This is a genomic window from Alteriqipengyuania halimionae (genome assembly GCF_009827575.1).
GTDB lineage: Bacteria > Pseudomonadota > Alphaproteobacteria > Sphingomonadales > Sphingomonadaceae > Alteriqipengyuania_A > Alteriqipengyuania_A halimionae.
This window is the reverse complement of record NZ_WTYR01000001.1, coordinates 1937398-1960072: the sequence shown is the minus strand read 5'-3', so window position 1 is coordinate 1960072 and position 22675 is coordinate 1937398. Positions and strand designations below refer to the sequence as shown.

The 22675-nt window shown below is 62.9% G+C and carries 20 protein-coding genes; 10 read left to right on the top strand and 10 right to left on the bottom strand.

Features of this window, described 5'->3' with window-relative positions; genetic code table 11:
- Positions 1-67: 67 nt before the first annotated feature.
- Together GRI68_RS09455 and GRI68_RS09450 are read left to right on the top strand one after the other, a co-directional pair.
- Positions 68-619 carry a copper chaperone PCu(A)C gene (locus GRI68_RS09455; protein WP_160617017.1) on the top strand — a complete coding sequence of 184 codons (552 nt, stop codon included), beginning with the start codon at positions 68-70 and terminating at the stop codon, positions 617-619.
- Positions 612-1268, top strand: coding sequence for an SCO family protein (locus GRI68_RS09450; RefSeq protein WP_160617016.1), 657 nt, complete (start codon positions 612-614; stop codon positions 1266-1268). Before GRI68_RS09455 ends, GRI68_RS09450 begins: the two co-directional genes overlap by 8 nt.
- A 69-nt stretch (positions 1269-1337) precedes the next feature.
- Here GRI68_RS09450 and GRI68_RS09445 read toward each other — a convergent pair whose 3' ends face one another.
- From GRI68_RS09445 to GRI68_RS09430, 4 genes are all read right to left on the bottom strand, one after another.
- Positions 1338-2423: a fatty acid desaturase family protein gene (locus GRI68_RS09445; protein WP_160617015.1), complete on the bottom strand. Its 1086-nt coding sequence runs from the start codon at positions 2421-2423 to the stop codon at positions 1338-1340.
- 44 nt (positions 2424-2467) lie between these two features.
- Positions 2468-3640: a 5-demethoxyubiquinol-8 5-hydroxylase UbiM gene (gene ubiM, locus GRI68_RS09440; RefSeq protein WP_160617014.1), complete on the bottom strand. Its 1173-nt coding sequence runs from the start codon at positions 3638-3640 to the stop codon at positions 2468-2470.
- A gap of 221 nt (positions 3641-3861) precedes the next feature.
- Positions 3862-5280 carry a sigma-54-dependent transcriptional regulator gene (locus GRI68_RS09435; RefSeq protein ID WP_160617013.1) on the bottom strand — a complete coding sequence of 473 codons (1419 nt, stop codon included), beginning with the start codon at positions 5278-5280 and terminating at the stop codon, positions 3862-3864.
- Positions 5280-5813, bottom strand: a complete 534-nt coding sequence (locus GRI68_RS09430) for a heme NO-binding domain-containing protein (protein WP_325063791.1) — start codon at positions 5811-5813, stop codon at positions 5280-5282. The genes GRI68_RS09435 and GRI68_RS09430 overlap by 1 nt, the downstream gene beginning before the upstream one ends.
- 268 nt (positions 5814-6081) lie before the next feature.
- On the opposite strand from GRI68_RS09430, the gene GRI68_RS09425 reads away from it, so the two are divergent.
- From GRI68_RS09425 to GRI68_RS09415, 3 genes are read left to right on the top strand one after another with little or no spacing between them, the layout of a single operon-like run.
- A complete protein-coding gene (locus GRI68_RS09425) occupies positions 6082-7326 on the top strand; it encodes a polysaccharide biosynthesis/export family protein (protein WP_160617012.1) in 1245 nt (414 codons plus the stop codon).
- Positions 7323-8747, top strand: coding sequence for a GumC family protein (locus tag GRI68_RS09420; RefSeq protein ID WP_234028763.1), 1425 nt, complete (start codon positions 7323-7325; stop codon positions 8745-8747). Before GRI68_RS09425 ends, GRI68_RS09420 begins: the two co-directional genes overlap by 4 nt.
- A complete protein-coding gene (locus tag GRI68_RS09415; RefSeq protein ID WP_160617011.1) occupies positions 8702-10006 on the top strand; it encodes an O-antigen ligase domain-containing protein in 1305 nt (434 codons plus the stop codon). The genes GRI68_RS09420 and GRI68_RS09415 overlap by 46 nt, the downstream gene beginning before the upstream one ends.
- Before the next feature lie 230 nt (positions 10007-10236).
- On the opposite strand, the gene GRI68_RS09410 is transcribed toward GRI68_RS09415, so the two are convergent.
- The 5 genes from GRI68_RS09410 to GRI68_RS09390 all read right to left on the bottom strand — a co-directional run bounded on the left by GRI68_RS09410 (position 10237) and on the right by GRI68_RS09390 (position 15150).
- Entirely contained in the window at positions 10237-10641 is a 405-nt protein-coding gene (locus GRI68_RS09410) for a response regulator transcription factor (protein WP_160617010.1), read from the bottom strand.
- A gap of 255 nt (positions 10642-10896) precedes the next feature.
- Entirely contained in the window at positions 10897-11928 is a 1032-nt protein-coding gene (locus tag GRI68_RS09405; RefSeq protein WP_160617009.1) for a glycosyltransferase family 4 protein, read from the bottom strand.
- On the bottom strand, positions 11925-12914 hold the full coding sequence (locus GRI68_RS09400; RefSeq protein WP_160617008.1) for a glycosyltransferase family 2 protein: 990 nt from the start codon (positions 12912-12914) through the stop codon (positions 11925-11927). The genes GRI68_RS09405 and GRI68_RS09400 overlap by 4 nt, the downstream gene beginning before the upstream one ends.
- Positions 12915-12940: 26 nt before the next feature.
- Positions 12941-13876, bottom strand: a complete 936-nt coding sequence (locus GRI68_RS09395) for a glycosyltransferase family 2 protein (RefSeq protein WP_199799742.1) — start codon at positions 13874-13876, stop codon at positions 12941-12943.
- Positions 13876-15150, bottom strand: a complete 1275-nt coding sequence (locus GRI68_RS09390; RefSeq protein ID WP_160617007.1) for an oligosaccharide flippase family protein — start codon at positions 15148-15150, stop codon at positions 13876-13878. Before GRI68_RS09390 ends, GRI68_RS09395 begins: the two co-directional genes overlap by 1 nt.
- A 348-nt stretch (positions 15151-15498) precedes the next feature.
- On the opposite strand from GRI68_RS09390, the gene GRI68_RS09385 reads away from it, so the two are divergent.
- Entirely contained in the window at positions 15499-16875 is a 1377-nt protein-coding gene (locus GRI68_RS09385; RefSeq protein ID WP_234028762.1) for a WecB/TagA/CpsF family glycosyltransferase, read from the top strand.
- Here the strand turns inward: GRI68_RS09385 and GRI68_RS09380 are convergent.
- Positions 16869-18518 (bottom strand): response regulator, encoded by a 1650-nt coding sequence (locus GRI68_RS09380; protein ID WP_234028761.1) that lies wholly within the window; start codon positions 18516-18518, stop codon positions 16869-16871. The two genes, GRI68_RS09385 and GRI68_RS09380, sit on opposite strands and share 7 nt — an antisense overlap.
- A 258-nt stretch (positions 18519-18776) precedes the next feature.
- Here GRI68_RS09380 and GRI68_RS09375 point away from each other — a divergent pair, with 258 nt between their 5' ends.
- The 4 genes from GRI68_RS09375 to GRI68_RS09360 are packed head-to-tail and all read left to right on the top strand — an operon-like array spanning position 18777 to position 22649.
- A complete protein-coding gene (locus GRI68_RS09375) occupies positions 18777-19160 on the top strand; it encodes a response regulator transcription factor (protein WP_160617004.1) in 384 nt (127 codons plus the stop codon).
- On the top strand, positions 19153-20253 hold the full coding sequence (locus tag GRI68_RS09370; RefSeq protein WP_160617003.1) for a YaiO family outer membrane beta-barrel protein: 1101 nt from the start codon (positions 19153-19155) through the stop codon (positions 20251-20253). Before GRI68_RS09375 ends, GRI68_RS09370 begins: the two co-directional genes overlap by 8 nt.
- On the top strand, positions 20254-21228 hold the full coding sequence (locus GRI68_RS09365; RefSeq protein ID WP_160617002.1) for a HEAT repeat domain-containing protein: 975 nt from the start codon (positions 20254-20256) through the stop codon (positions 21226-21228).
- The gene (locus GRI68_RS09360) at positions 21228-22649 is read left to right on the top strand and encodes a glycosyltransferase family 2 protein (protein ID WP_199799741.1); all 1422 of its coding nucleotides are present in this window, start codon (positions 21228-21230) and stop codon (positions 22647-22649) included. Before GRI68_RS09365 ends, GRI68_RS09360 begins: the two co-directional genes overlap by 1 nt.
- Positions 22650-22675 lie beyond the last annotated feature (26 nt).

Genomic DNA, 22675 nt, shown 5'->3' with positions numbered 1-22675 from the left:
TCACCTGAATTGTCAGCATGCCGACGCGCGCCCGAAATGCGCGTGCCGGTTTGTCGGAGTAGAGAATATGCATATCAAGACGACCCGCCCGATGGGGCGGACCATCCATTCGGCGCTTGCCGCCCTCGGCGCTGCGGCGCTGATCCTTGCAACCGGAGCGTGCAGTTCCGAAATCGAAGCCGATCCTGCAGCGAGCGAAAGCGCCGCGAGCGAGATCGCCATCACTGCGCCGTGGTCGCGTGAAACCGCCGAGGGCCAGGATGCCGGTGGCGCCTTCATGACCATAGCCAATAGCGGCGCCGGCGGAGACAGGCTGATCGGCGGATCGACGCCCGCAGCACGCGAAGTGCAGGTCCATACGGTCGACATGACCGATGGGGTGATGCGCATGCGCCAGTTGACGGACGGTTTGGAGATTCCCGCAGGCGGCACCGTCACCCTTAAGCCGGGCAGCTATCACATCATGCTGATGGGGCTGGCACAGCCGCTGACGCAGGGCGAGACCGTGCCGCTGACGCTTACCTTCGAGAAAGCCGGTGCGGTCGAGGTCGAGCTCGCGGTGCAGCCGGTCGGCTCGCAGGCGTCGATGGGCGACGCGTCGGATGGCGACGATGGCTGATCCGTTTCCCGAGCTCGAGGAAGAGCAGACCCCGGAGGAACGCGCCGCGGGACAGAAGACCTTTCACAAGGTCGTCTGGGTGCTGGTGGCGATCTTCGCCGGGATCGGACTGCTGGCGCTGTTCGGCCCCGATCGGCCGTCTGCGCCCGATCAGCCGACCAATTATGGCGATACGGTCGGCGGCGCGTTTTCGCTGACCGCGCCTGATGGCTCGACCGTTACCGACCAGACGCTGAAGGGGAAGCCGTTCGCGATCTTCTTCGGTTTCACCCGGTGCCCGGACGTGTGCCCGACGACGCTGGCCAAGATGGCCCGTCTGCGACAGCAGCTGGGCGAGGATGGCGACAGGTTCGAAATCGTGTTCGTCTCGGTCGACCCGGGCTATGACAGCCCCGAGGATGTCGGGCGCTATGTCGACCTGTTCGGCACGCCGATCATCGGGCTGACCGGCTCCGACGAGGATATCGCCAAGGTGACCAAAGCCTACCACGCCTATTACGAGAAGGTCCCGGTCGAGGGCGGCGATTACACGATCGACCACACCGCCGCGGTCTATCTGATGGACCGCGAGGGCAAGCTGCAGAGCATCATCGATTATCAGGAAGGACCCGAAGCCTCGCTCGCCAAGCTCGAACGACTGGTCGGGTGACGCTGAAGCACAAGGGGCGCTGGAAGGCGCCCCTTTTTGCATGTCCGGCCGGATGCCTGGACCATCCCTCTAGCAGGGATGTTGCGAACCCTCGGGCGGCACCGGGTGATCTTTGCCGCGATGGACGGTGGCCCGGCCCAGACGCACCAGGAGCACGGTCAAAGAGCGATAGTTCGCCTCGTGATAGGCAGAGGGCGCGGGCAGCGTGGCCTTGAGACGGCGATGCGCCTCGGGCAGCGCATGATAGGGCAGCCGCGGCAGAAGGTGGTGCAGTGCGTGAAAGCGCAGCCCGACCGGTGCCCAGAGCGCGCCGGGGAAGGCGGGCGGCACATTGGTGCTATCGCGATACTGGTCGGTCAGCGACAATTGACCGCCATCGTTCTCCCACAGATGCGCGACGAGCGTGCGGGTCTGGTTGAGCAGCGCGACGCCCGCGACGACGACGCAATAGAGCGCGAAGGCCCGCAGCGGCATGATTCCGAGCGCGGCGGTGGCGAGGATCGCGATCGCAACCACGCTGGCGGCCGCCTCCTGCGCGACCCAACGGCGCGCGAACGCGCCTTCCGGCGCTGGGCGGCGATAGGCCGGGTTCACTTCGAGCGAGGAAAACCGCTCGACCAGCAGACGGCGCAGCGGCGGGATCACCCACGACAGCGGGCCGAGAATGCCGAAGCGCAGGAGCAGCAGGGCCGGCATCAGCACCGCGGCCAGCGTGAACAGCGGCAGCGTCCACGGGCGCATATGCGCGAGCGGAAGATATTCGGGATCGCGCTCGGTCCCGTAATGCACGCGCGAATGGTGGACCGCGTGAATGCCCTCGTAAAGGAAAGAGGGGAGCAAGACGGTCGCGCCCACGCCCACATTCCAGGCCGTCCGGAAGCCTGGCAGCAGCCGATGGTCGAGATGGGTGATCTCGTGAATGAACAGCACCGCGCGATACAGCGCCGAGATCGAAAGCAATACCAGCGCGACGGTGAGCGCGGCATTGCCGCTGGCGATCGCGCCCAGCAGCGCGGCATAGCCGATCGCGGCAGAACCGAAGCAATCGATCCAATAGATCAGCGGGTTGGGGCCATGCAGGTCGCGGGTCAGCAAGGCCGCCTGGCGCAGCATGTCGTTGTCTTCGGCGCCGGGATGAAGCGGATGTGGAGGCATTGCAGGTTACTCTTCGATGGAAGCGATGCGCAGTCGCCCGCCGGTCAGTGCCGCAGCACCATCCGGGTAATTGCGGAATTGATCGGGGAGAGCCGCTCGGCCGCGACGAGAGCGACCTGGCGCGCGAAGCGGGCGCGGCGATGCTCGGTGGTATAGAGCCGGACGAGCAGATTGGTGCCGCTGTACAGCACGCGGGTCGCAAGGCGGTGGCGGGCCTCGTAGCGTCGCAGCAACAACAGAGTGGCGATCGGGCGGTGTTTCGCGGCGGCGTCGCAAAGAAGCCGGGCGAGCGTAGCGGAGGATTGCAGGCCGAGATTGAAGCCGTGTGCGGTGACCGGGTGCATCCCCACCGCCGCGTCGCCGATCAGCGCCGCACTGTCGCTGGCGAAATGGCGGGCATAGGTGGTGGCGAGCGGATAGACGTGCGGGCCCGAAACGAAGCGCATCGCACCGAGGCGGCCGCTGAAGCGCCGCTCGATCTCGGCGGCGAGAATGGCGGGCGCATAATCCGCGATGCGCTCGATCGCATCACTCGGCAGGGTCAGCACCGCCGAGGATTGGTGCTCTCCCAGCGGCAGCATGGCGATCGTCTGGCCGTAATCGAACCACTCGGTCGCGATCCCGCGATTGGAATGCTCATGCTCGAGCCGGGTGACGAGCATCGAGCGTCCGAGCTGGTTTATCTCTGCCGGAATACCGAGCTGGTCGCGCGTAGCCGAAAACCGCGAATCCGCGGCGACGAGCATCCGGGCGGTGAGAGTGCGCCCATCGGCGAGCGTGATGCGCGCGCCCGACCGATCGGCATGGACCTGTTCGACCCCGGCGCCAGCAAGCAGCGTGATGCCTTCCTGCCCCTCGATCGCCGCGAACAGACTGCGCCGGATCAAATGGTTCGATATGAGGCAGCCGAGGCGATCCTGCGGGCCCCCACCGGGATCAAAATGGAGTGCCAGTGACGATCGGCCATTGAAAACCTGCGCGCCGCGAAGGGGGTAAATCTCCGCCGGGTCGATCCGGTCCCAGGCACCGAGCCGCTCTAGCGTATCGACCGAGCGCTGGGTGAGCGCAATCTCACGTCCGTCGACGGGCGGCGCAGCCAGCACTTCCGCCGGCTGGCGCTCTATCAGTGCGACCCGAAGTCCGCTGCCGTCGAGCGCACGCGCAAAGGCGAGCCCGGTGGGCCCGGCGCCCACGGCGACGATATCGAAATCCTGCATTGCCTGTCCCGATTCTGCCAGTTCGGGACAAAGCCTAGCGAGCGTGAACCCCGCCTTCTTTGCGGAGGATCAAACGATGGCCACCTTTGCCTGCGGGCGAATCGCCGAATTGCACGCGGGCTCGGTTTCCTTCTCCAACAAGCCGGACCGAGGGGCTCCTCCGCGCACGATCGGCGCACCAGCCGCCGTCCCTCCAGGCAATATCGGGCAGCAGCTACCGCTCAACTGGCTGCCGACTGCCATTTCTCCAGCTTCCGGTAGAGTGTGGAGGGGCTGACATCGAGGACCTTCGCCGCTTTGGTGATATTTCCGCTGCATCTCTCGATCGCCGCGTGGATTGCCATGCGCTCGATCTGGTCGAGCGTCATTCCCTCCCAGCTGTCCTGCGTCGCAGTCCGTTTGTCGTCACCGACAGGATCCGGCGTCGCGAGAGCGGCCCGCGCATTGCTGACATTGCCTGCCTGCTGTGCGAGCGCCCCCGTGTGTCGAGGCAATGCCAAGTCCAGTGTCGGACCGGACCCGACGACCACGGCGCGGCGGATGGTATTCTGCAGTTCGCGGACATTTCCGGGCCATTGATGCTCGTACAGCGTCGCGCGGCTTTCCTCGCTCAGTCCGGTCAGTTCACGCCCTTCTTCCTTGCCGAAACGATCCATGAATAGGTCGGCGATCAGTTGCGCGTCTTTGCCGCGCGCTCGTAGAGGCGGCAGTTCGAGCGGGATGACGTTGAGGCGATAGAACAGATCCTCTCGGAACCGGCCAGCCGCGACTTCGGCGATCGGATCGCGATTGGTAGCGCACACGATCCGCACATCGACCGGCTCGACCTTGCTCGACCCGACGCGCTGGATGGTCGCGGTTTGCAGGAAGCGCAACAACTTGACCTGCAGCTTGAGCTCCATCTCGCAGATCTCGTCGAGAAACAGCGTGCCGCCGTCGGCCGCCTTGGCAGCGCCGATCCGGTTCTCGACCGCGCCGGTGAAGGCGCCTTTTACATGGCCGAACAGTTCCGACTCCAGCAGGCTTTCAGGAATGGCACCGCAGTTGATCGCCACGAAGGGGCCACTGCTGCGCGCGCCTGCCGCATGGATCGCTTCTGCGGTCACTTCCTTGCCCGTCCCGCTTTCGCCGGTGACGAAAACAGTCGCCTTGGAACTCGCGACACTCTCGATCACCTCATAAACCTGCAGCATGGCAGGCGACTTGCCGATGAAGCCGTAATATCCGTTCGACGTATCTTTGGACTTGGCCGCCTGTGCCTTGCGTGCGGGCCGGCCGCGTTCGGCGGCATTGCGCACAGTGGTCAGCAACCTTTCGCCCGCCACAGGTTTGACGAGAAAATCGTAGGCGCCCAGCCGCATCGCATCGATCGCGCGCGTCAGAGAGCCGTCTGCGGTCACGATGATGAACGCAGGAGGCGGCTTGTTGTCAGACGAGTTCCCGCTCAGCAGGTCCATGCCATTGCCATCGGGCAATTGCAGGTCCAGCAGAACGACATCGAAATCGTTATCGCGCAGGGCGGCCTTCGCGTCGGCCAGATTTTCGCTGACATCGACCTCGTGCCCGGCGCTTTGCAATTGCGCGGCGTAACCAAGTGCGATGGACGCACTGTCTTCGACGATCAGAACCGAATTTGCCATTATGATGCTATCCTGAATGTGGCAGCGTCACCACTCTCGCTGCAGTTGACCCATTCGATCTTTCGCTCGTCACCAAAATGCTCGAGGCATCCGCGGATCAGGCCGCATGCGATATGCGCAAGCGGCCGGTGCGAGCGATATTCGACGACGCAATCGCCATCCTGGGTCGTCGCCGTCACTTCGGGCGGGGTGGCGTCGGGATAGAGCACTTTCACATCCTCGTGGATGTGCCCGCGGACATGTTCGAGCAGGCTCTCGGCGGTAGAATAGGATGACATGATCTCGGGGTAGAGAATCGTGAAGCGCCCGAACAGGTAACTGCCGAAAGCCTCGCACAAGGCGGCAACCGGAATGCCCGAGAGTTTGGATGCCTCCCCCACGAGCAACAAAGCATGGGCGGTGGGGTAAACGCCGATGCGCGAAAACGCTGCGTCGTTCGGCAGTTTTGCGGCAGCGATTACCCGTTCCACAAATAGCGGGTCCTGCTGTTCTTCCATGAACCGGATAAGCTCGGAGAATATCAAACCTTTCACGAAGGGCTCCTTTTCGACTGGGCAGCGCTTGCGCGCAGACTCGCTACGCCTTGCAAGTTGCGTGCCGTTTTGGAGACGCGGAAAACCGCAAATCTTTCGCATTGGTCGATGCATAATGCGAAAACCTTTGCAAATTGCGAACATCGGCCGTCGCAAATTGCGAATATGTTGCCGCCGGTTGTCAGGAGGCTCCGGAAAACGCGGCGCGCGCGATCTGGCACGGTCCTTGAAACGCTAGACCCAAATGCAAACTGGAGGGTCCGTTTCGATGTCTTTCAATTTTGATCGCCGTATTTCCGTTCTTGCCATGGCGGCCTCGCTGGGCGCCTGCGTGTCGGGACCTGCCCCGTCCAATATTTCTGGTTCGGCCTGGCTGCCTGGTCAGGACCTGGCGACCGGCAGCGGTCACCCCGAAGGCGACTGGGTCATGGCCACGCCTGCTGCGCGCGGCGCCCCGACCTGTGACTGGCGCGCGCCGCGCGAACTGAGCAACCTGCGCCGTGCGCGTCCCGAGGAATTCCTAGCGAGAACCTCCCCCCTGTCCCAAGGCGACCGGCTCAGCCTGCGCCTGCTGGGCGATGAGGACGAGCTTGGCGGCACCTATGTGATCGAGAGCAACGGCACCATCGTGGTGCCCGGCCACCAGCCGCTGATGCTGGCAGGCCGCTCGGTTTCCGAAGCCGAGCAGGCAATCCGCGCCGAGCTGGTCCGATCGGGCGTGGTCCGGCCGCTTCGCAATGCCGTGTCGCTGTCGCTGATCGAAGCGGCGGGCGTGCCTGTCGCGGTATCGGGCGCGGTGTTCATGGAAGGCGCGGTGCGTGCCGGGGAGCGGACGCCGGAAAGCCGGATCGGCCTGAAGGAAGGCGATGTGCGCGGCGACGACAACGTGTCGCGCAGCGTAGCCACCGCGATCCGTGCGGCAGGCGGCGTGCGGCCCGATGCCGACGTGCAGCGGATCTACCTCATTCGCGGCGATGCCTACGTCGAGCTGGACCTTTCAGGCCTGGCGCGTGGCTGGACCGCGAACGATGTCTCGGTTGCCGCAGGCGACCGCGTGATCGTGCCCAGCCGCGGCTGCTTCGATCCATCGCTGGCGCGGCCGACCCCGCTCACCCCTCCGGGGATCAAGGTGTTTATGTCGAACCTGACGAAGGGCGCCAACAACAATGCGGGAGCCGCGATTGGCGCGGAAACCACTTCTCTGCCGTACGGCACGCGGCTGTTGCAGGCGCTCGTCGCCATGAACTGCGTGGGTGGTTCCTACATGCAGTCGGATCGGCGCGCGGTGCTGATCTCGCGCAATCCGCTTAATGGCCAGAGCATCGTCGTGGAACGCGACATCGAGAAGCTCGTGCGCGGAGCGGGACGCGATGCGGCCAATCCGCTGCTGATGCCGAACGATGCGATCGCCTGCTATGACAGCCGCCTGTCGAACCTGAACGAAGTGATCGGCTCGATCGGCAATGTTGCGGGCAGCGTTACGCCGGCCATTCTATTGAGTGGAGCCGAATGATGGACAGCACCGATCCCTATTACAAGCCGACGCCGCGATGGTTGCTGCGGGTATGGACCTTCGTTCGCGACGGCATGCCCGCGGTCGGCCGCTATCGCCGTTACATCGTCACCATGGCGATCCCGCTGGCGGCGATCTGGATCGTCACCATCGCCTATCTCGCGCTGGTGCCGGACCGCTTCGACAGCCGGATGACGCTGATCCTACCCGGCTCGGGAGTGGGCGGCTCGGTCAATCTGGAATCGATCGGCCAGGCAACCGTCAATTCGGCTTCCGCGTTCTCCAGCACCACGCTGAGCCCGACGGAAAACTACAAGCGGTTGATCACCTCCGATATTGTGTTGCGCGATGCGGCGCATCGGGCGGGCGAGGACGAAGACGCCTTTCCCGCACCGCAGGTCAAGCTGATCGACCAGACCAACCTCATCGAACTGACCATTCCCGGTGCCTCGCCCGAGCAGGCGCGCCATCGGATGAAAAAGGTACAGGTGGCATTCAAGGCCGCTCTCGACATTCTGCGCGAGGACGAAGCCGCGACCCGCGAAAAGGCGGACGCGAACCGAATCGCGGAGCTGGAGCAAAAAGTCGATGCCGCGCAGGCCGCCCTGCTGCAATTCCAGGGCGAAACCGGGCTCGTCTCGCTCGACCAATTTGCCGGGCGGGTCTCAGGTCTCGACCAGATGAAGGCCGCAGAACGCGACCGGCGCGTGCTCGTTGCGGAAAGCGGGGGTACTGCCGGTCGTCTGGCATCCTCGTTGCAGATCACCATTCCGCAGGCCCGCCTGGCGATGCAGCTGAAGGCCGATCCGGTCTTCTCGCAGCTGCTCACGCGCTACGCCGAGACGGTGGGCGAAGAGACGCAGCGGGGCGGCACGCTCGGGTCGGCGCACGGTTCGATGGAGCGGCTCGGTGCAGAGCGCACCGAACTGCGCGACGCGCTGGTCCGCCGTGGCGCACGCCTTACGGGCGCTGCCAACAAAGACGTACTCGCTTTCTCCGATCTCGCTGTATCCGACACGCGCGAGCGCCTGTTCGAAACGCTGACCAATCGCGACAGCATGCATGCCGGCAACCAGGCTGCGCTGGCCGAGTTGCGCCGCCAGATCTCGCAAGAATCGGGACGGAGCGACGAACTTGTCGCTCAGGCGTCGACGCTTGCAGGGCTGGTGCGTGACCTGCGCGTGGCCGAAGCGGTGTTCAGTTCGGCATTGGCCCGGCTCGACACGAACAAGGCCGATCCGTTTGCCTCCTACCCGCTCGTGCAGACGCTGGAAGCGCCGTCGCTTCCTCGCGGTCGCTCGGCACCATCGCCGATCATTGCCGTCGCTGGGGCCCTTGGCGCCAGTATCTTTGTCCTCTTTGGGTTCCTGCTGCTGTGGCTGCGCCAACCGATCATCCGCAAACTCCTGCCGAACGCCTGATCTCGGTCGCGATACAGTCCACCTGGCTGCTCTGGCTGGTGGGTGGACTGTATATCGCCGGACCGGTGATCGGCTGGACGCTCGCGCTGATGGCGTGCTGGCTGGCCTATGTCGATACCACGGTCAGCGAGCGCTTCGCCCGATTGCCGGTGACGATCTGGCTGTGGTTGCTGGGCATGGCGGCGATGTTGCTGATCCTGTGGGCAGGCCACGCGAATTTCGATCTGGGCACGGCCAAGACGATCAAGTCTTCGATCGGCTGGGCCAAGGGCTGGGCCCTGATCGCGCTTTTCCCGCTAGCTGGCGCGCTATTGCAGGTGCGCGAGGAAGTGATCTATCGCGCGGTGTGCAAACTGGGCGCGCAGACGCTGATGCTGTTGCCGTTGTTCCTGCTCGCCCCCTTTATCGGCTTGCCCGAAACGCTGTGGGTCTCGCCCCTCAAGGTTGTCGGTGGCCCGGGACCCGAGTATTTCGCCACCACTCTTTACACGATCGAACCAGGCGTGGGCACGCCGCGCTGGCAATTCTTCGCTCCATGGTCTCCAGCGGCAGGGATGATCGCGGTGATCTTCGTACTGCTCTCCGCGCGCGAGAAAAGCGCGGGATGGCGAACCGTGGGGATCATAGCCGGGTTGGCCCTCGCCATCCTCTCGCAATCGAGGCTCGCGCTGGTCGCGCTGGCGGTGATCGCGCCGATCGTCTGGTGCCTCGGCCGCATGGATCGTGCGTGGATGTGGTATCTTGCCGCGCCGGCTATGGTGCTGCTCGGGATATTCGGACCTTCGCTGCTCGAGTTCGGCGAGGCGCTGATGAACGATTTCTCCGCCGCGCGTGCAGATTCCAGCCGGGTGCGGGCGGCTCTGGGCCGGATCGCCATGGAGCGCTGGCAGGCAGAGGCCTATTGGTTCGGCCACGGCATCGTCGAAAACGGGCCTCATCTGGTCGAATACATGCCGATTGGCAGCCATCACAGCTGGTACGGTCTACTGTTCGTAAAAGGCTTGGCCGGTGCGATCGCCTTGGCTGTGCCGCTGTTCATCACGCTGCTGGTTCTGTCATGGCGCGCACGACACGGAAGGGTCGAACGTGTCGCGCTGTCGATGGTGTTCGTCATGGTACTCTATAGCTTTGGCGAGAATCTGGAGATCCTCGCCTACCTCTATTGGCCCGCACTGGTTCTGGTAGGCAAGGTATTGGCGATGCGCGAACCTGCGGACGAGCGTGAGTTGACGCAGTTTCCCCAGGCAGAACCCGCGTAAAGCTGACTGCCTGCTGGAAATACCGAAGCGCCGGGCGTATTTCCGACAAAGCGATTAGCGCGCTGGATGTACCGGCTACGCAGACGATCCATAGCTAGCTTAATGCGTCCAAATCGCTGAACGCGAGGAGAAGCGCTTTGCGAGTGCGCTAATTGGCCAATCCATAGCTGGCGGGTGCCGCGCGGGGAAACTGGACTGGCGCGATGTTACCTCGGCAAAGAGCCCTTGCCTCAATCACGGCCCGCGAGCGCTTGCGAAAGCACTCGTCTCGATTTCTTAAGCAATGCTTCGACCCGCGCTTCCAGGTCTCGAGGGCTGAATGGCTTGGTCATGAAGTCATCCGCTCCTTCGTAAAAGGCGATGTCCTCATCCGTTTTGCCCGACATGGCGGTCAGCATCAGGACCGGGACCAACACCAGGTCTTCTTCCTTGCGCATTTCCCGCAGGACATCACGGCCGGATCGTTCGGGCATATGGTGGTCCAGTATGACCAGATCGGGGATTTTGCGCCGGATGACGGACAGCGCCTCGTCACCATTCTGCAGCCAGCCTACGGCATGTCCGGCGTCCATCAGATGGTTCACCACCAGTTCGCCGACAATGTCATCATCTTCGGCCAGGATTATTCGTGCCATAACTAATGCCTTCGTCTGGGACGCGAGATGACGCCCATTGCCATATCATTCTTTTAAAAGCCAAAAGTACCATAGGTGGAGCTTGGCGGAAACCTTAAGATGAGCATGCGGCCTGTCTCCTCTGAAAGGTTGCGACGCCACTCTTGCATTATAGAGACCACGCGAGGTGTTCAGTCGCACAGACGGAAAAGGCCACCCTGCCGCGAATTGCAGCAGGGCGGCGAGAGCGAGGCCGATAGGGGGCCGTAGCTCGCTTCAGGCAGCCTTTCGCACAAACGGGATGATTTTTTCGTCCGCCGTCCTACTTCCGGCGGCGACGAATACATCCTTCCAACCCGCCAATATTTCGCGTGCTTGCCCTACCACCGCCCGCCGCCCCGAGAGGCCCATCTCGCCAAACGGCGACGTGCGGACATCGCCAATCGCTGTGGCGATCTCGTCCGGCGTGCGCATGGGTCGCACCAGGCCACCCTCGCCTACCTGTTCGGGCAGTCCATCTACATCCGCGACCAGAATGGGCCGGGCCGCCATACGGGCCTCGGTCGCGACGAGGCCGAACGCCTCATAGCGCGACGGCACGACCACGGCATCGCAGTCGCCCAGGAATTGCGTGGGATCGTCGATCCGGCCCCTGAACACAATGTTCGGCGCGCCAGCCGCAGCTTCGCGCATGGCGGCCATCTCGGGCCCGTCTCCGATCAGCTGCAGTTCGATCTCGGCCGGCGGGAACATGCGAACCGCCTCGATCAGCTGCACGAAGTTCTTCTCCTTGGCGAAGCGTCCATATGCCACGAGGCTCAGGGGCCGCTCGTAGTCGCTTGAAATCGACCGGAGCGAGAACAGATCCTCCCTCCCGCACCACGGATGGATGACGCGCAACTTGGCTTCGGGGATGCCGATGTCCCCGGCAAGCCAGTCGCGCTGCGCGTGCGAAACGCAGACAATTTCGTCGTACAGCGAATAGGCGAGGCGCAGCAGCGCCGTGAACCTGCCCGGAGACGGCACGCCCTCGCGGACAAACCCCTCGGTATAGCTATGCTCGACATGGACGAGCCGAGCATCGCGATTGCGCAGGCGCAGCGAAAGGAGAAACCCGAGCCGCGACCAGCAGGGCGGGACATGCGTGACCAAAAGATCCGCATCGAAGCTCTCGGCCAGACGGTCCTTCCCGATGGCTACGGTTCGCGAGCGTGCATGCTCGGTCAAATCGGGGTGGTCGAACACGGTAAGAGCCCGCGTCACTCCGCCAAATGCGAAATCGTCGAGCAGATGGACCACGTCGATCATGCCGCGGCGTCCTTCAGATAGATTTGGGAAATCGCGCGGAATCGTTCGGGGCCCAGCACTTTGGCCGCCATGACAGCGCCGGCAGTCGTAGCGCTCTTGATCGGCTCTGCCACCAGCATGCGCGGTTCGAGGCGAATGGCTTGACCGAACAGATCGGCGGCCAGCTCGACATTGCCAAGCTGAACAGCGCGACGGGCCAGGTACCGCAATTGGTAGGCGCGCGCCGAATCACCATGCTGCTCCACCAGATCTGGCGCGTAGAGCTTGGCCTTGTCCAGCATTCTGGTCCAGCTGAGATATTGCTTCACGATGTTGGCCGAGAGCGCACCGCGGACGATACGGTATTTTGTCAGCTCGCCTGCAATTCCTTCGAAACGGACACCATGGGCTGCTGAAAGGCGCATCCACAGATCGATGTCTTCGGATTGGCGGAAATCCTCGTCGAACCAGCACTTGCGCGATGGTTCCTCAGGATGGGAGAACATTGCCAAGTCGATAGCAGAACGGCGGAGGACCGGAGCGCTGCCATTGCCGACCGGGTTTCGGCGAAAGATGTCTTCTGTCCGGATGCCGGTCAGCTTGGGGCGCATTGCCACCGCCAACTTGTTGCCCGACTGATCGATCATCCGCGAGCCCGAGAAACTGACGCCGATCGACTTGTCCGCCTCGAGGTGCACATAGTGCAAGCGCAGCTTCTCCGGGTGCCACCGATCGTCGGAATCGAGCAGCGCGATATAGGGCGCGCGCGCCTCCGCGATGCCGGTGTTTCGGGCACCGGCAAGACCGCGGTTGGACTGGGTGACGATGCGGATACGTTTGTCGTAGAAGCTGCGCACGATGTCCATCGAGCCGTCCTGCCCGCCATCATCGACGATGATCAGTTCAAAGTCGGTGAAGGTTTGCGCAAGAACGGACTGTATGGCTTCGGCAACATACGCCTCGACATTATAGACGGGCATCACGACGGACATTTTGGGGTTGGTCATCGGTAGTCTCCTCGAAAAATCATAAATCAGGCAAACATGCTGGTGCGCACTGACTGGGGCAGCATGGCGCTGCAGACCGCGGCGCTGAGCGTCAGCGCGCCGCGGCGCACATCGGAAAAGAAGGCGCGCCAGTCGGCCCGCAGGCCATGGAAGGCCATGCGGCGGGCGAGCAGGGCGGATCCCCCTGCGCGCAGGATTCGACGCGTGAGGTAGCGGCAGAAGATCGCTTCCCCTCGCCGTACGTCGAACCGACCGGCGAACTGGGCAGACAGATCTCGCCAGCCCGCCAGCATGGCCTCGTAATCACACGACAGACCGTCGGGGCTCAGGCGATAGTCGACCAGCGTGTGGTTCAGGCCGACGATCTTGCGCCCTTCGTCCACGAAACGGGCGAGAAACTCTTGGTCCTCAGCGTGATTCATTCCGGACCGGAAGCCGCCCATCTCATGGAAAGCTGTCCGGCGGATCACGAAGTTGGAGGTGGTGCAGACGGGATTTTCCGACAGGATCGTTTCGAGATCGAGCGGACCGTCGCCTACGGTCGAAAAGGTGATCGGCTGAGCTAGCGTGCCGTCACTGTGCTCGGACCGGAAGGCAATCTTCGCAAAGCTCGCGTCGATATCTGGTTCACGCATGTGCAGGCAGAAATGCTCGAACAGTTTCTTGGAATGCCAGCAGTCGTCGGCATCGAGGAATGCGAGCAGTTCGCCCTGGGCCAGTTCGACTCCGAGATTGCGGGTGGCCGAGACGCCTTCCTGGCTCTTGGCGATCATTTTCACGCGCTCGTCCTTGCCGGCGTAGGGGAGCATCGCCCGGATGCTGCCATCGGTAGAACCATCGTCGATAAGGATGATCTCGAAATCCGTGAATGTCTGGGCAAGGACGCTGTCCAGCGTTGCCGCGATGGTCCGTTCGGCATTGTGAACCGGGATGATCACGGAAAATCGGGGGTTACGTATCATCAGACTTCTCCTCTGAGCGGAACGGTTTGATTGGTGGGAGAAAAGAGCTGTGCGATGGCCGCGGGCAGCATCACCAGTGCGAGGCCGGCTGCGTAGGCAGCGCAAGCTGCGGCAAGCGAGTGGGTCGAGCCTGCGGCAAGCCCGGCGAGACCAGTTGCCGTGGCGGCCAGCGCCAGGCGCGTTTCGACGAAGGGCTGTTTGCGGGCGCGCAGCCAGGCACCGATCAGCGATCCGGCATAGAGCGGCAACGCGGCGAGCGAGAGCAACGCGATGTAGGGGGCGGCGTCGATCCACTCTGCGCCGAACACCAGCGGGACGTAGAACGGTGCCAGCAGCGCCTGCGCGGCGACGACCGGGGCCAGCAGCACCAGACCCAGAACGAAGGACTGGCGAAACAGTCGGGCGCGGTCGTCGTCTCCAGCCTGCTTGCACAGCAAAGGGAAGACCACCGTGTTGCAGGCCGCGACGAATGACAAGGTGATGCCCAGCCCGGCATTGAAGGCGAAGTAGTACAGGCCCAGCGCTTCGCTCCCCAGCAGAGCGCCGATGACCAGCTTGTCGGCGTGGATGCGCAGCGCGGCGATCAGCTCCGACCCGAGAATGGCGGGGCCATAGGCAGCGAATTCGCGCACCGGCGCATACCCGGAGGCGGGGTTGGCCGACCACTTTCGGGCGCGGCGCGTCAGCACGGTCCACAGCGGTGCCGTCAGCAGTTTCGGCAGCACGATCGCCCATGCGCTCGGCCAAACGACGACCAGCGCAAGCGTCAGGCAGTGATCCGCCATGGCCTGTGTTGCGGCGATCCTCGCCGTGGTCGTCAGGCGTCCGTCGCGCATCAGCAGGAAAACCTGCACCAGCGCAGGAGGCATGCAGACATAGACGCCCGAGAGCACGGCCAGCATCAGCGCCGCTTCGGAGAGGTTCCAGATCAGGAACAGCACGGAAGCTGCGGCCAGCTGCACGCTCGCCACGGCCAGGCAAACGGCCCAGAACAGGCGCGCAGCCGTATTGCACAGCGCGGGCAGTTCTTCGTCGGTCGCGGCGATGATGCGCTGGCCGATACCGGCATTGGCGAGCACGCGGATCAGTTCGAACAGCGTCAGCGCCAGCGCCGCCGTGCCGAGCAGTTCGGGCGACGTGCGCCGCGCAATCACGAGGATCGCGAGGATGCGCACGACCCGGGTCGCCGCCTCGGCCGAGCCATAGGCGACCAGGCCTTTGGCAATCGGCGCGATGCCTGCGGGCAGCCGGTTGAAGATTGTACGTGCAAACATTGAATGCGGGTCCTCGAATGGGTTCCCCGCAATCATTTCAAATACCGTGCCAATCCCTGATTTCTGCGCTTTCCGACGGTCTGAGTGTCCTCGCCGGCCATGCGAGCATCGCATTTTCGCATTATGCAACGCTATGCATGGCGATCTGCGAAAACGGGCTCACGCAAGTTGCGAAACGTGGTCCGATAACGCTGGGGCTGACGATCAACGTATGGCTCAAGAGCTTGTAAATATTGCGTTTTATAAATTTGGCACGGCATTTGCTGAGTGGAGGCTGCCCAAAAGAAGGAAGGCCTCATGAAACATAATCCGACAAGCGAATTCACCAGCTACGATTTCGCTGCGTTCATGCAGCGCATCAACGCCGCCGAGGCGCAGCCGACCGTCGAACTGTTCGGCCAGACCCTCGTCAAAGGCACCTTGGAAGATACGGCACGCGAGATCGTGTCACGCGCCGCCCGTAAGCAATCGACGGTCGTGAACTTCGTCAACGCGCATTGCGTGAACACTCTTTCCAAGGATGACGAATATCGTCGGGCACTCGCCACCAGCGACCGCATCCTGCCCGATGGCAGCGGCATGTCGCTTGCTGCACGCATGGCCGGCGTCAAGCTGGGCGAGAATCTCAACGGTACCGATCTGTTTCCGCACATCTGCGAATTCGCGGAATACAGCGGCCAGGCGATCTTCCTGCTGGGCGGCGAACATGGGGTGGCGGACGGCGCTGCAGCATGGGCCGCGCGCAGCTTTCCGCAGATCGATATTGCGGGAACCTGGCACGGATATTTTGATGCTGAGGAGGAAAACGCACTGATCGAGCGCATCAATCGCTCCGGTGCGTCGATCCTGTTCGTCGGTTTCGGCGTTCCGCTACAGGAGAAGTGGATCGCCGAGAATCGCCATCGCATCGACATACCCGTGATCCTCGGGGTCGGTGGCCTGTTCGACTATTATTCGGGCCGTATCCCCCGCGCGCCAAGGATGGTTCGCGCCATAGGCTGCGAGTGGGCGTGGCGCCTGGCAATGGAGCCCCGTCGCCTCGCCAAGCGTTATATCGTGGGAAATGGGGTCTTCATGGCCCACGCCGCCCAGCACGCGTTGGAGTCCGGTGGTCTGCTCGACAAAGCATCCGCGATGAACAAGCGTGCGATCGACATGACGATAGCGTTGATGGCGCTTGTTGCCCTCTTCCCGGTGTTTCTCGCAGTGGCCCTTGCAATCAAGATCGAGGATCGCGGCCCTGTCTTTTTTCGCCAAACCCGTATTGGTGAGCGCGGACGCAACTTCAGCATGATCAAGTTTCGCTCAATGTACAACGATGCCGAAGCGCGGCGCGCAGCCCTGCTCGCCCATTCGGAGCGCGACGGGACATGCTTTAAGATGAAAGAGGACCCGCGCATCACCCGAGTGGGGCGGTTTATCCGGCGCACCTCGATCGACGAATTGCCGCAGCTCATCAACGTGCTGACGGGCGAGATGTCGCTGGTTGGCCCGCGCCCCGCGCTGCCCTCCGAGGTAGCGACCTATGTTGGGCAGAGCTGGCGGCGGCTGGGTGGCAAGCCGGGCATCACCTGCATCTGGCAGGTGAGCGGACGCGCCGAGATTCCGTTCAAGCGCCAAGTGGCGATGGATTGCGCCTATCTGCGCCAGCGTGGCTTCCTGACCGATCTTTCGCTGCTGCTGCGTACGGTTCCGGCCGTCGCTTCGGGACGGGGGGCTTACTGAGCATGCGCCACGTGCTCACCATAAAGGTCGTCGCAGGCCATCAGGCTTGCGGCGATCTTCTCCCTCAAAGGGGCGAGCATGCTCTCGCGCTGATCGACCGGGGCGTTTCGAATCTGGGCGAGCTGATCCACCATCGCGACAGCGCCCACGTTGAGGCAGATACCCTTGAGACTGTGTGCAAGCCGGCCCGTCCGTTTATCATCGCCGGCCATGATCGCATTGGCCAGTTCTTCGCCGTTCGTGCGAAGATCCTTTCGAAACGCTTCGAGCATTTTTTCACGGAAGGATTCCGGCAGGACCAGGAATGCTTCGAGGAAGACCTCGAGATCGAACATTTCCCCTTCCTCCGCTCCGTCGGCAGCCAAAGCGGCGCGCAAGGCGGCATTGAGCGCATCGCGCCTGATCGGTTTGACGAGGCATTGCGACATTCCCGCAGTCAGCAAGCTCTCCCGTTCGGCCTGCAGACTGTGAGCGCTGATGCCCACGATCGGAACTCGTGCTTCCGGACCGGGCAGCGCCCTGATGGCGAGGGTTGCCTCTTCGCCGCTCATGATCGGCATCATCACATCCATCAGCACCGCGTCGAAGTGGCCATCACGGACGGCATCGACCGCGTCGCGCCCATTGGTGACCGCAGTGACCTCTCCTCCCAGCATCTCGACGAGCTGGGTGATGACGAAAGCATTGCTCTCGGTGTCCTCGGCCAGCAGTATCCTTGGGGCTTTGCCGTCCGCCGCGCGGAGCGCAGCGACTTCGCCGGGTGGAAGGCTGGGCGGAACCAGACAGTCTTCTGTCTTCCTTGTCCCGGTTTCGTCCGCCATCGTAATCAGCTGGTCGGCGATCGCCGCCAGACTGTCCGCCGCCTCCAGTCCCCTCTTGGCCAGCTCGTCGCCGGGATATCGTTGCACAAGCAATTCCATGGCGCCGGTCAGCCCGCCCATCGGAGTGCGAACGCGGTGAGCCATCTCGGAGATGAAGCGGTTCCGCCTATCCAGAGCGACCGCTGTCTCCGCCTGAGCCTGGCGCAGCGCGTCGGTAAGTCGGTCGAGTTCTTTCACGCGACGCTCGGCGCGCAATTGCAGAGCCCGAACGCGGCGGGCATTGATCCGGCTTTCCGTCACATCTCGCACCGTGGCAAAAACCACGAACTGGTCTTCGGCGCCGGCACTCTCTCGCCGGACGTGCCAATCGAGCCAGCGCACCTCCCCATCCGGACGCCGGATGCGGTGCTGGAAGGAGTGATCCCTGTCCGGCTCCAGCGAGGCAAAAGCGTTTTTCGCGACAGCCCTGAAACGCTCGCGGTCCAGCGGATGGATCGCTTGCCCCAGCCGCTTCTTGCTGACGATCGTCCCCTCGGGATAGCCCAGGAGTACCGCGAAGCTGGCCGACGCAGTGAAATGGCGATCCGGCTCGACGTAGATCGTCGCCAACTCTGCGAGGCGCTGCGCACTCAGGAGCTGCTGATTTTCGATATCGAGCCGCTCCACAAGCTCGCCTTCGCGCTCGCGCAGCTCCACATTGGCGCGGCTGAGCTCGCGCATGCGCTTGTCGAGCATCGTCTCGGCGTCCTCGAGCGCCCTTTCAGCGCGTGCAAGACGGCGAGACAACAGGTCTATCTGCATTTCGGCTGGAAGATCAGCCATTTCTCCGACCATCGGCAATCTCCGTATCGGGACCTACAGCATTGCGCCTATTCGTCGCCGAGGCAATGTCCTGCTCCGGTAAAGCGCCGGATTGCGCCGCCGTCGAGCTTGCAGCAGGTGCGCATTTTCAGTCGACGACCCGGAATCGGGTTTAGGGCTGTCGATACCGTCAATCTCCTGCGGGATAACAGTCGCATGGAAGCCTTAACCGCTTGTTTCTAATCGCCATCTAAAATGCATCGTAACACGAGGAAAATCATGGCTTACATACTGGTCGCGGACGACGACGACATCCTGGCCGAACTGGTACAGTTCCGGCTCGAAGGGTCTGGTCACGAGGTTCAGATCGCCGAAGACGGCGAGGCCGCACTGGAGCAGACGCGAGCCCGCACACCCGATCTGATCGTGCTGGATTCCATGATGCCGATCTTGTCCGGCCCCGAAGTCCTGCGCACCCTAAGGGCTGAAGAACGGTTTGCGAAAATTCCCGTACTCATGCTGACAGCACGCAATGGCCAAGAGGACATCGTCGGTGCGCTACGAGGCGGCGCCAGCGAATACATGACCAAGCCATTCATTCCGGAAGAGTTGCTTGCCCGGGTGGAGAAGCTGCTTGCGTCTGCGGCCTCGTCCGATGGCTAGCAGGGCCGCCATCCTCGCCGCACTGGCATTATACGCCACCCCCGCCTTTGCGCAGGAGGATGCTCGCGAGCAGGCCAGCGAAGCGCTGGCCTCGGGCGATCCCGAGCGCGCGGTCGAAATTCTCGAACAAGCGTCGGACACCGCACCCGAGGATGCCGACCTGCTGAGGCGACTTGCCAGCGCGCAGGCCGCATCCGAGGATCTGCCAGGCGCTCTCAGGACAATCGATCGCGCCTTGCAGCTTGCTCCGCAAGACAACGATATCCGGCTTGCCCGCGCGCGTATCCTTTTGTGGATTGATCGACCTCACGAAGCGCGGCAACAAGCGGAGGAGGTCGCTGCCCAGGATCCAGACTATCCCGAACTCGGGCAGGTTCTTCGCTCCATCGACAGCACGTTGCAACCACCGCGACGCTTTGGCGTGGGGCTGGCGGTTGGGGCGTCGCGCATCGAACTCGAAAGTGGTACCAGCAATACCTGGAAGTCCCTCGGCATGGATGCCTTCGGACAGGTTGGCGCAAACACGCTGGCCCTATCTGTCCAGCACGAGGTGCGCGCCGGCTCGGATACACGACTGGCTTTGCGGATGGACCACCGGGTCGGAGGAGGCACGATCTATCTGGCGGGAGCGGTCACGCCATCTGCCGATTTCCGTGAAGAATGGAGCGTGTCTGCCGGGGGTGCGCTAACGCTGGGGGACAATGTTACGGCCCTGCTGGATGTGCGCCATTCGGAATATGCGGCAACTTCGGTCACGTCGCTTCAGCCTGCGCTACGCGTTTCTCCAACCGGCGATCTCGACCTGACCGCGCGCGCGATCGTACTTTTCCAAGAGCGGGACGATGCCAGAATTGGTGCGACCGTGCGAGCCGATTACCGGCTTGCGACAGGCCCGTCGCTATTTGCCGGCGCGGCGGTCTATCCGGATACCGAAGCGGGCATTACGCGACAGGTCCGAGGCGTGTTCGGTGGGGTTGCCCTGCCACTTACCCAGCGATTGGCCCTAACGCTGGTCGGAGAATACGAAGAGCGACGGCAGAGCTATACGCGTAAAGGGATGGCGCTTGGTTTGAGTTGGCGGTTTGGTGGCTAGATGGTCCAGGCGATCATCTTTTTCTCTACAGCGATCGCGCTTGGCATGTGCCTTTACATGGCGTGGCTGCTTTTTGGGCGCTGGCGTACCGAGAGGATGGCCAGTCGCCTGAAGACGGTCCAGCGCGAGATCACCAGACACTATCTGGCACGCGCAACCGAGGTCAATACGGAGGCCTCGGTGGACGTGGCACCCAGAGCCTGGTCACCTGCTTTGCGCCTTCAGTCGGTGTCGCATCTGCTCCATCTGCTCCGAGGTGGAGACAAAGAGCGCTTGCTCGATATTGCCGAGGCCGACGGCCTGTTTCAAACGGCGCTTACCCGTGTAAAGAGTCGGAATACCGCCACTCGCCGGAGCGCGATCCGGGTGCTGGAACAGTTTGGAAGCCATCAGTGCGTTGCCTCTCTCACCGGGGTGATGGCGAACGATCCGGTGCCGGAAATCCGTGTCGAAGCCGCCGGCGCGCTCGCGAGCCTCGGTCGCCTGCCGTCGGTGCGCGATACGATTTCGCTGCTCGAGCTGAGAAGCCTCAAACCCTTGCCACTCCACAAGGCTATTTTGCGTTCAATTGCACCGCGCGATGCGGCGCAATTCGCACACTTGCTCGCGACAGATCTTCCGGTGGACCTGCGCGTTGTTCTCCTCGACGCGCTTGGCTGGAGCGGGAAGCTCGAAATGGTGGACAAGCTGGTAGAGGCCAGCCGCGATGAAGACCTCGCCGTGCGCGAGGCCGCACTACTCGCCGTGGGCCGCCTGGGTCATGCAGGAAGGGGCGAGTGGGTTATCGAGCGATTGGGAGATCGTGAACCGCGCGTTCGTGCTTCGGCGGCGCAGGTATGCGGAGCCCTGGGCCTTGTCCGCGCGATCGATCGGTTGCGAGAGCTCGAAAGCGATACTTCCAGCTGGGTGCGGATGCACGTCGAAGAGGCGCTGAGAAAATTAACCCCGATCACCTCTCGCACGGAGGCGAGCTGATGTCCGATCCTTGGGCTATCACCTTGTCGTCGGTGGTCTTGTGGCTCGCTTGGGGGTGTTTTCTCATCGTGGCTTTGCGCAATCTGGTGAGCGTGGTGCAGCTGATCGTCGCGGCGTATGTTTTCAAGACCCGAGTTCCGCCTGCGGCCCGCTCGATCGATCTTTGGGCCCGCTATTCCGATGTGGCGCCGCCCATCTCGGTCCTCGCACCTGCTTATAATGAAGAATTGTCGATCATCGAGAGTGTCAGAGCTCTGCTGGGCCTCGAATACCCGGAACATGAAGTGATCGTCATAAACGACGGCTCTACCGACGCGACGCTGGATATTCTTATCCGGGCGTTTGCGATGAAACCTGCCAATCTCCCGCAAGTGGCAGAACTGCAGGTCACGAAGATTGTCGGGACGTACCGCTCAACGACGCATCCGAACCTGATCGTGATCGACAAGGAAAACGGACGCAAAGCCGATGCGGTCAATGCAGGGTTGGGCTTTGCCAGAACGCCGCTGGTTTGCATCATCGACGCCGATTCCATCATCGAACCGGATGGCCTGCTGCGCTCTGCCGAACCTTTTCTGAGTGATGACGGTTCGCTTGTCGCGGTAGGCGGTGCGATCCGGATTGCGAACGGCTGCGACGTCAAGGGCGGCTCGCTGCGCAAGATCGGCGTGCCCAAGGCGTGGATTCCGCGCTTCCAGGTGGTCGAGTATCTGCGCGCGTTTCTGACCGCTCGGGTCGCGAACGCGCACTTCGATGCGCTGACGCTGATTTCAGGTGCGTTCGGCCTTTTCCGGCGCGATGTGCTCGTGGAGATTGGCGGCTATCATCATGATACGATTGGCGAAGATCTGGAACTCATGATTCACCTCCATCGCTATCTGCGGGACAAGCAGGTTCCGTACTCGTTCGACTTTGTGCCCGAGATCGTGTGCTGGACCGAAGCCCCGGCGACCCTGGGCGGGTTACGCAACCAGCGGGCCCGTTGGCAGCAGGGGGCGCTCGAGACGCTCAACCGCCACCGGTCGATGCTGTTCAACCCGCGCTACGGACGTATCGGAATACTGATGATGCCACAGATCGTGCTGGAGGACGTATTGGGGCCACCAGCCGAACTTATCGGCTACATCGTATTCCCCGCTGCTTACCTGCTCGGTGTCCTGTCAGGCGAAGCGGCGCTGGCCTATCTGTTTCTCACTTTCGTATTCGGCACAGGGCTGAGTGTCGGGACCCTCGCGCTGGAAGAAACGCAGCTTCGCCGTACTCCGAACGCGCGCGATCTTGCGCGTATCGCGGTTGCGGCGGTGGTCGAGAACTTCGGATACCGACAGGTCAATCTGGTATTCCGCCTCATCGGCATAAAGCGTTACTTCCGCGGCGAGAAGGGCTGGTCGGCCGTGCCACGTGTGGGCTTCAACGGCTGAAGTGTTGGCGCGCGAGAGGTCGCGGG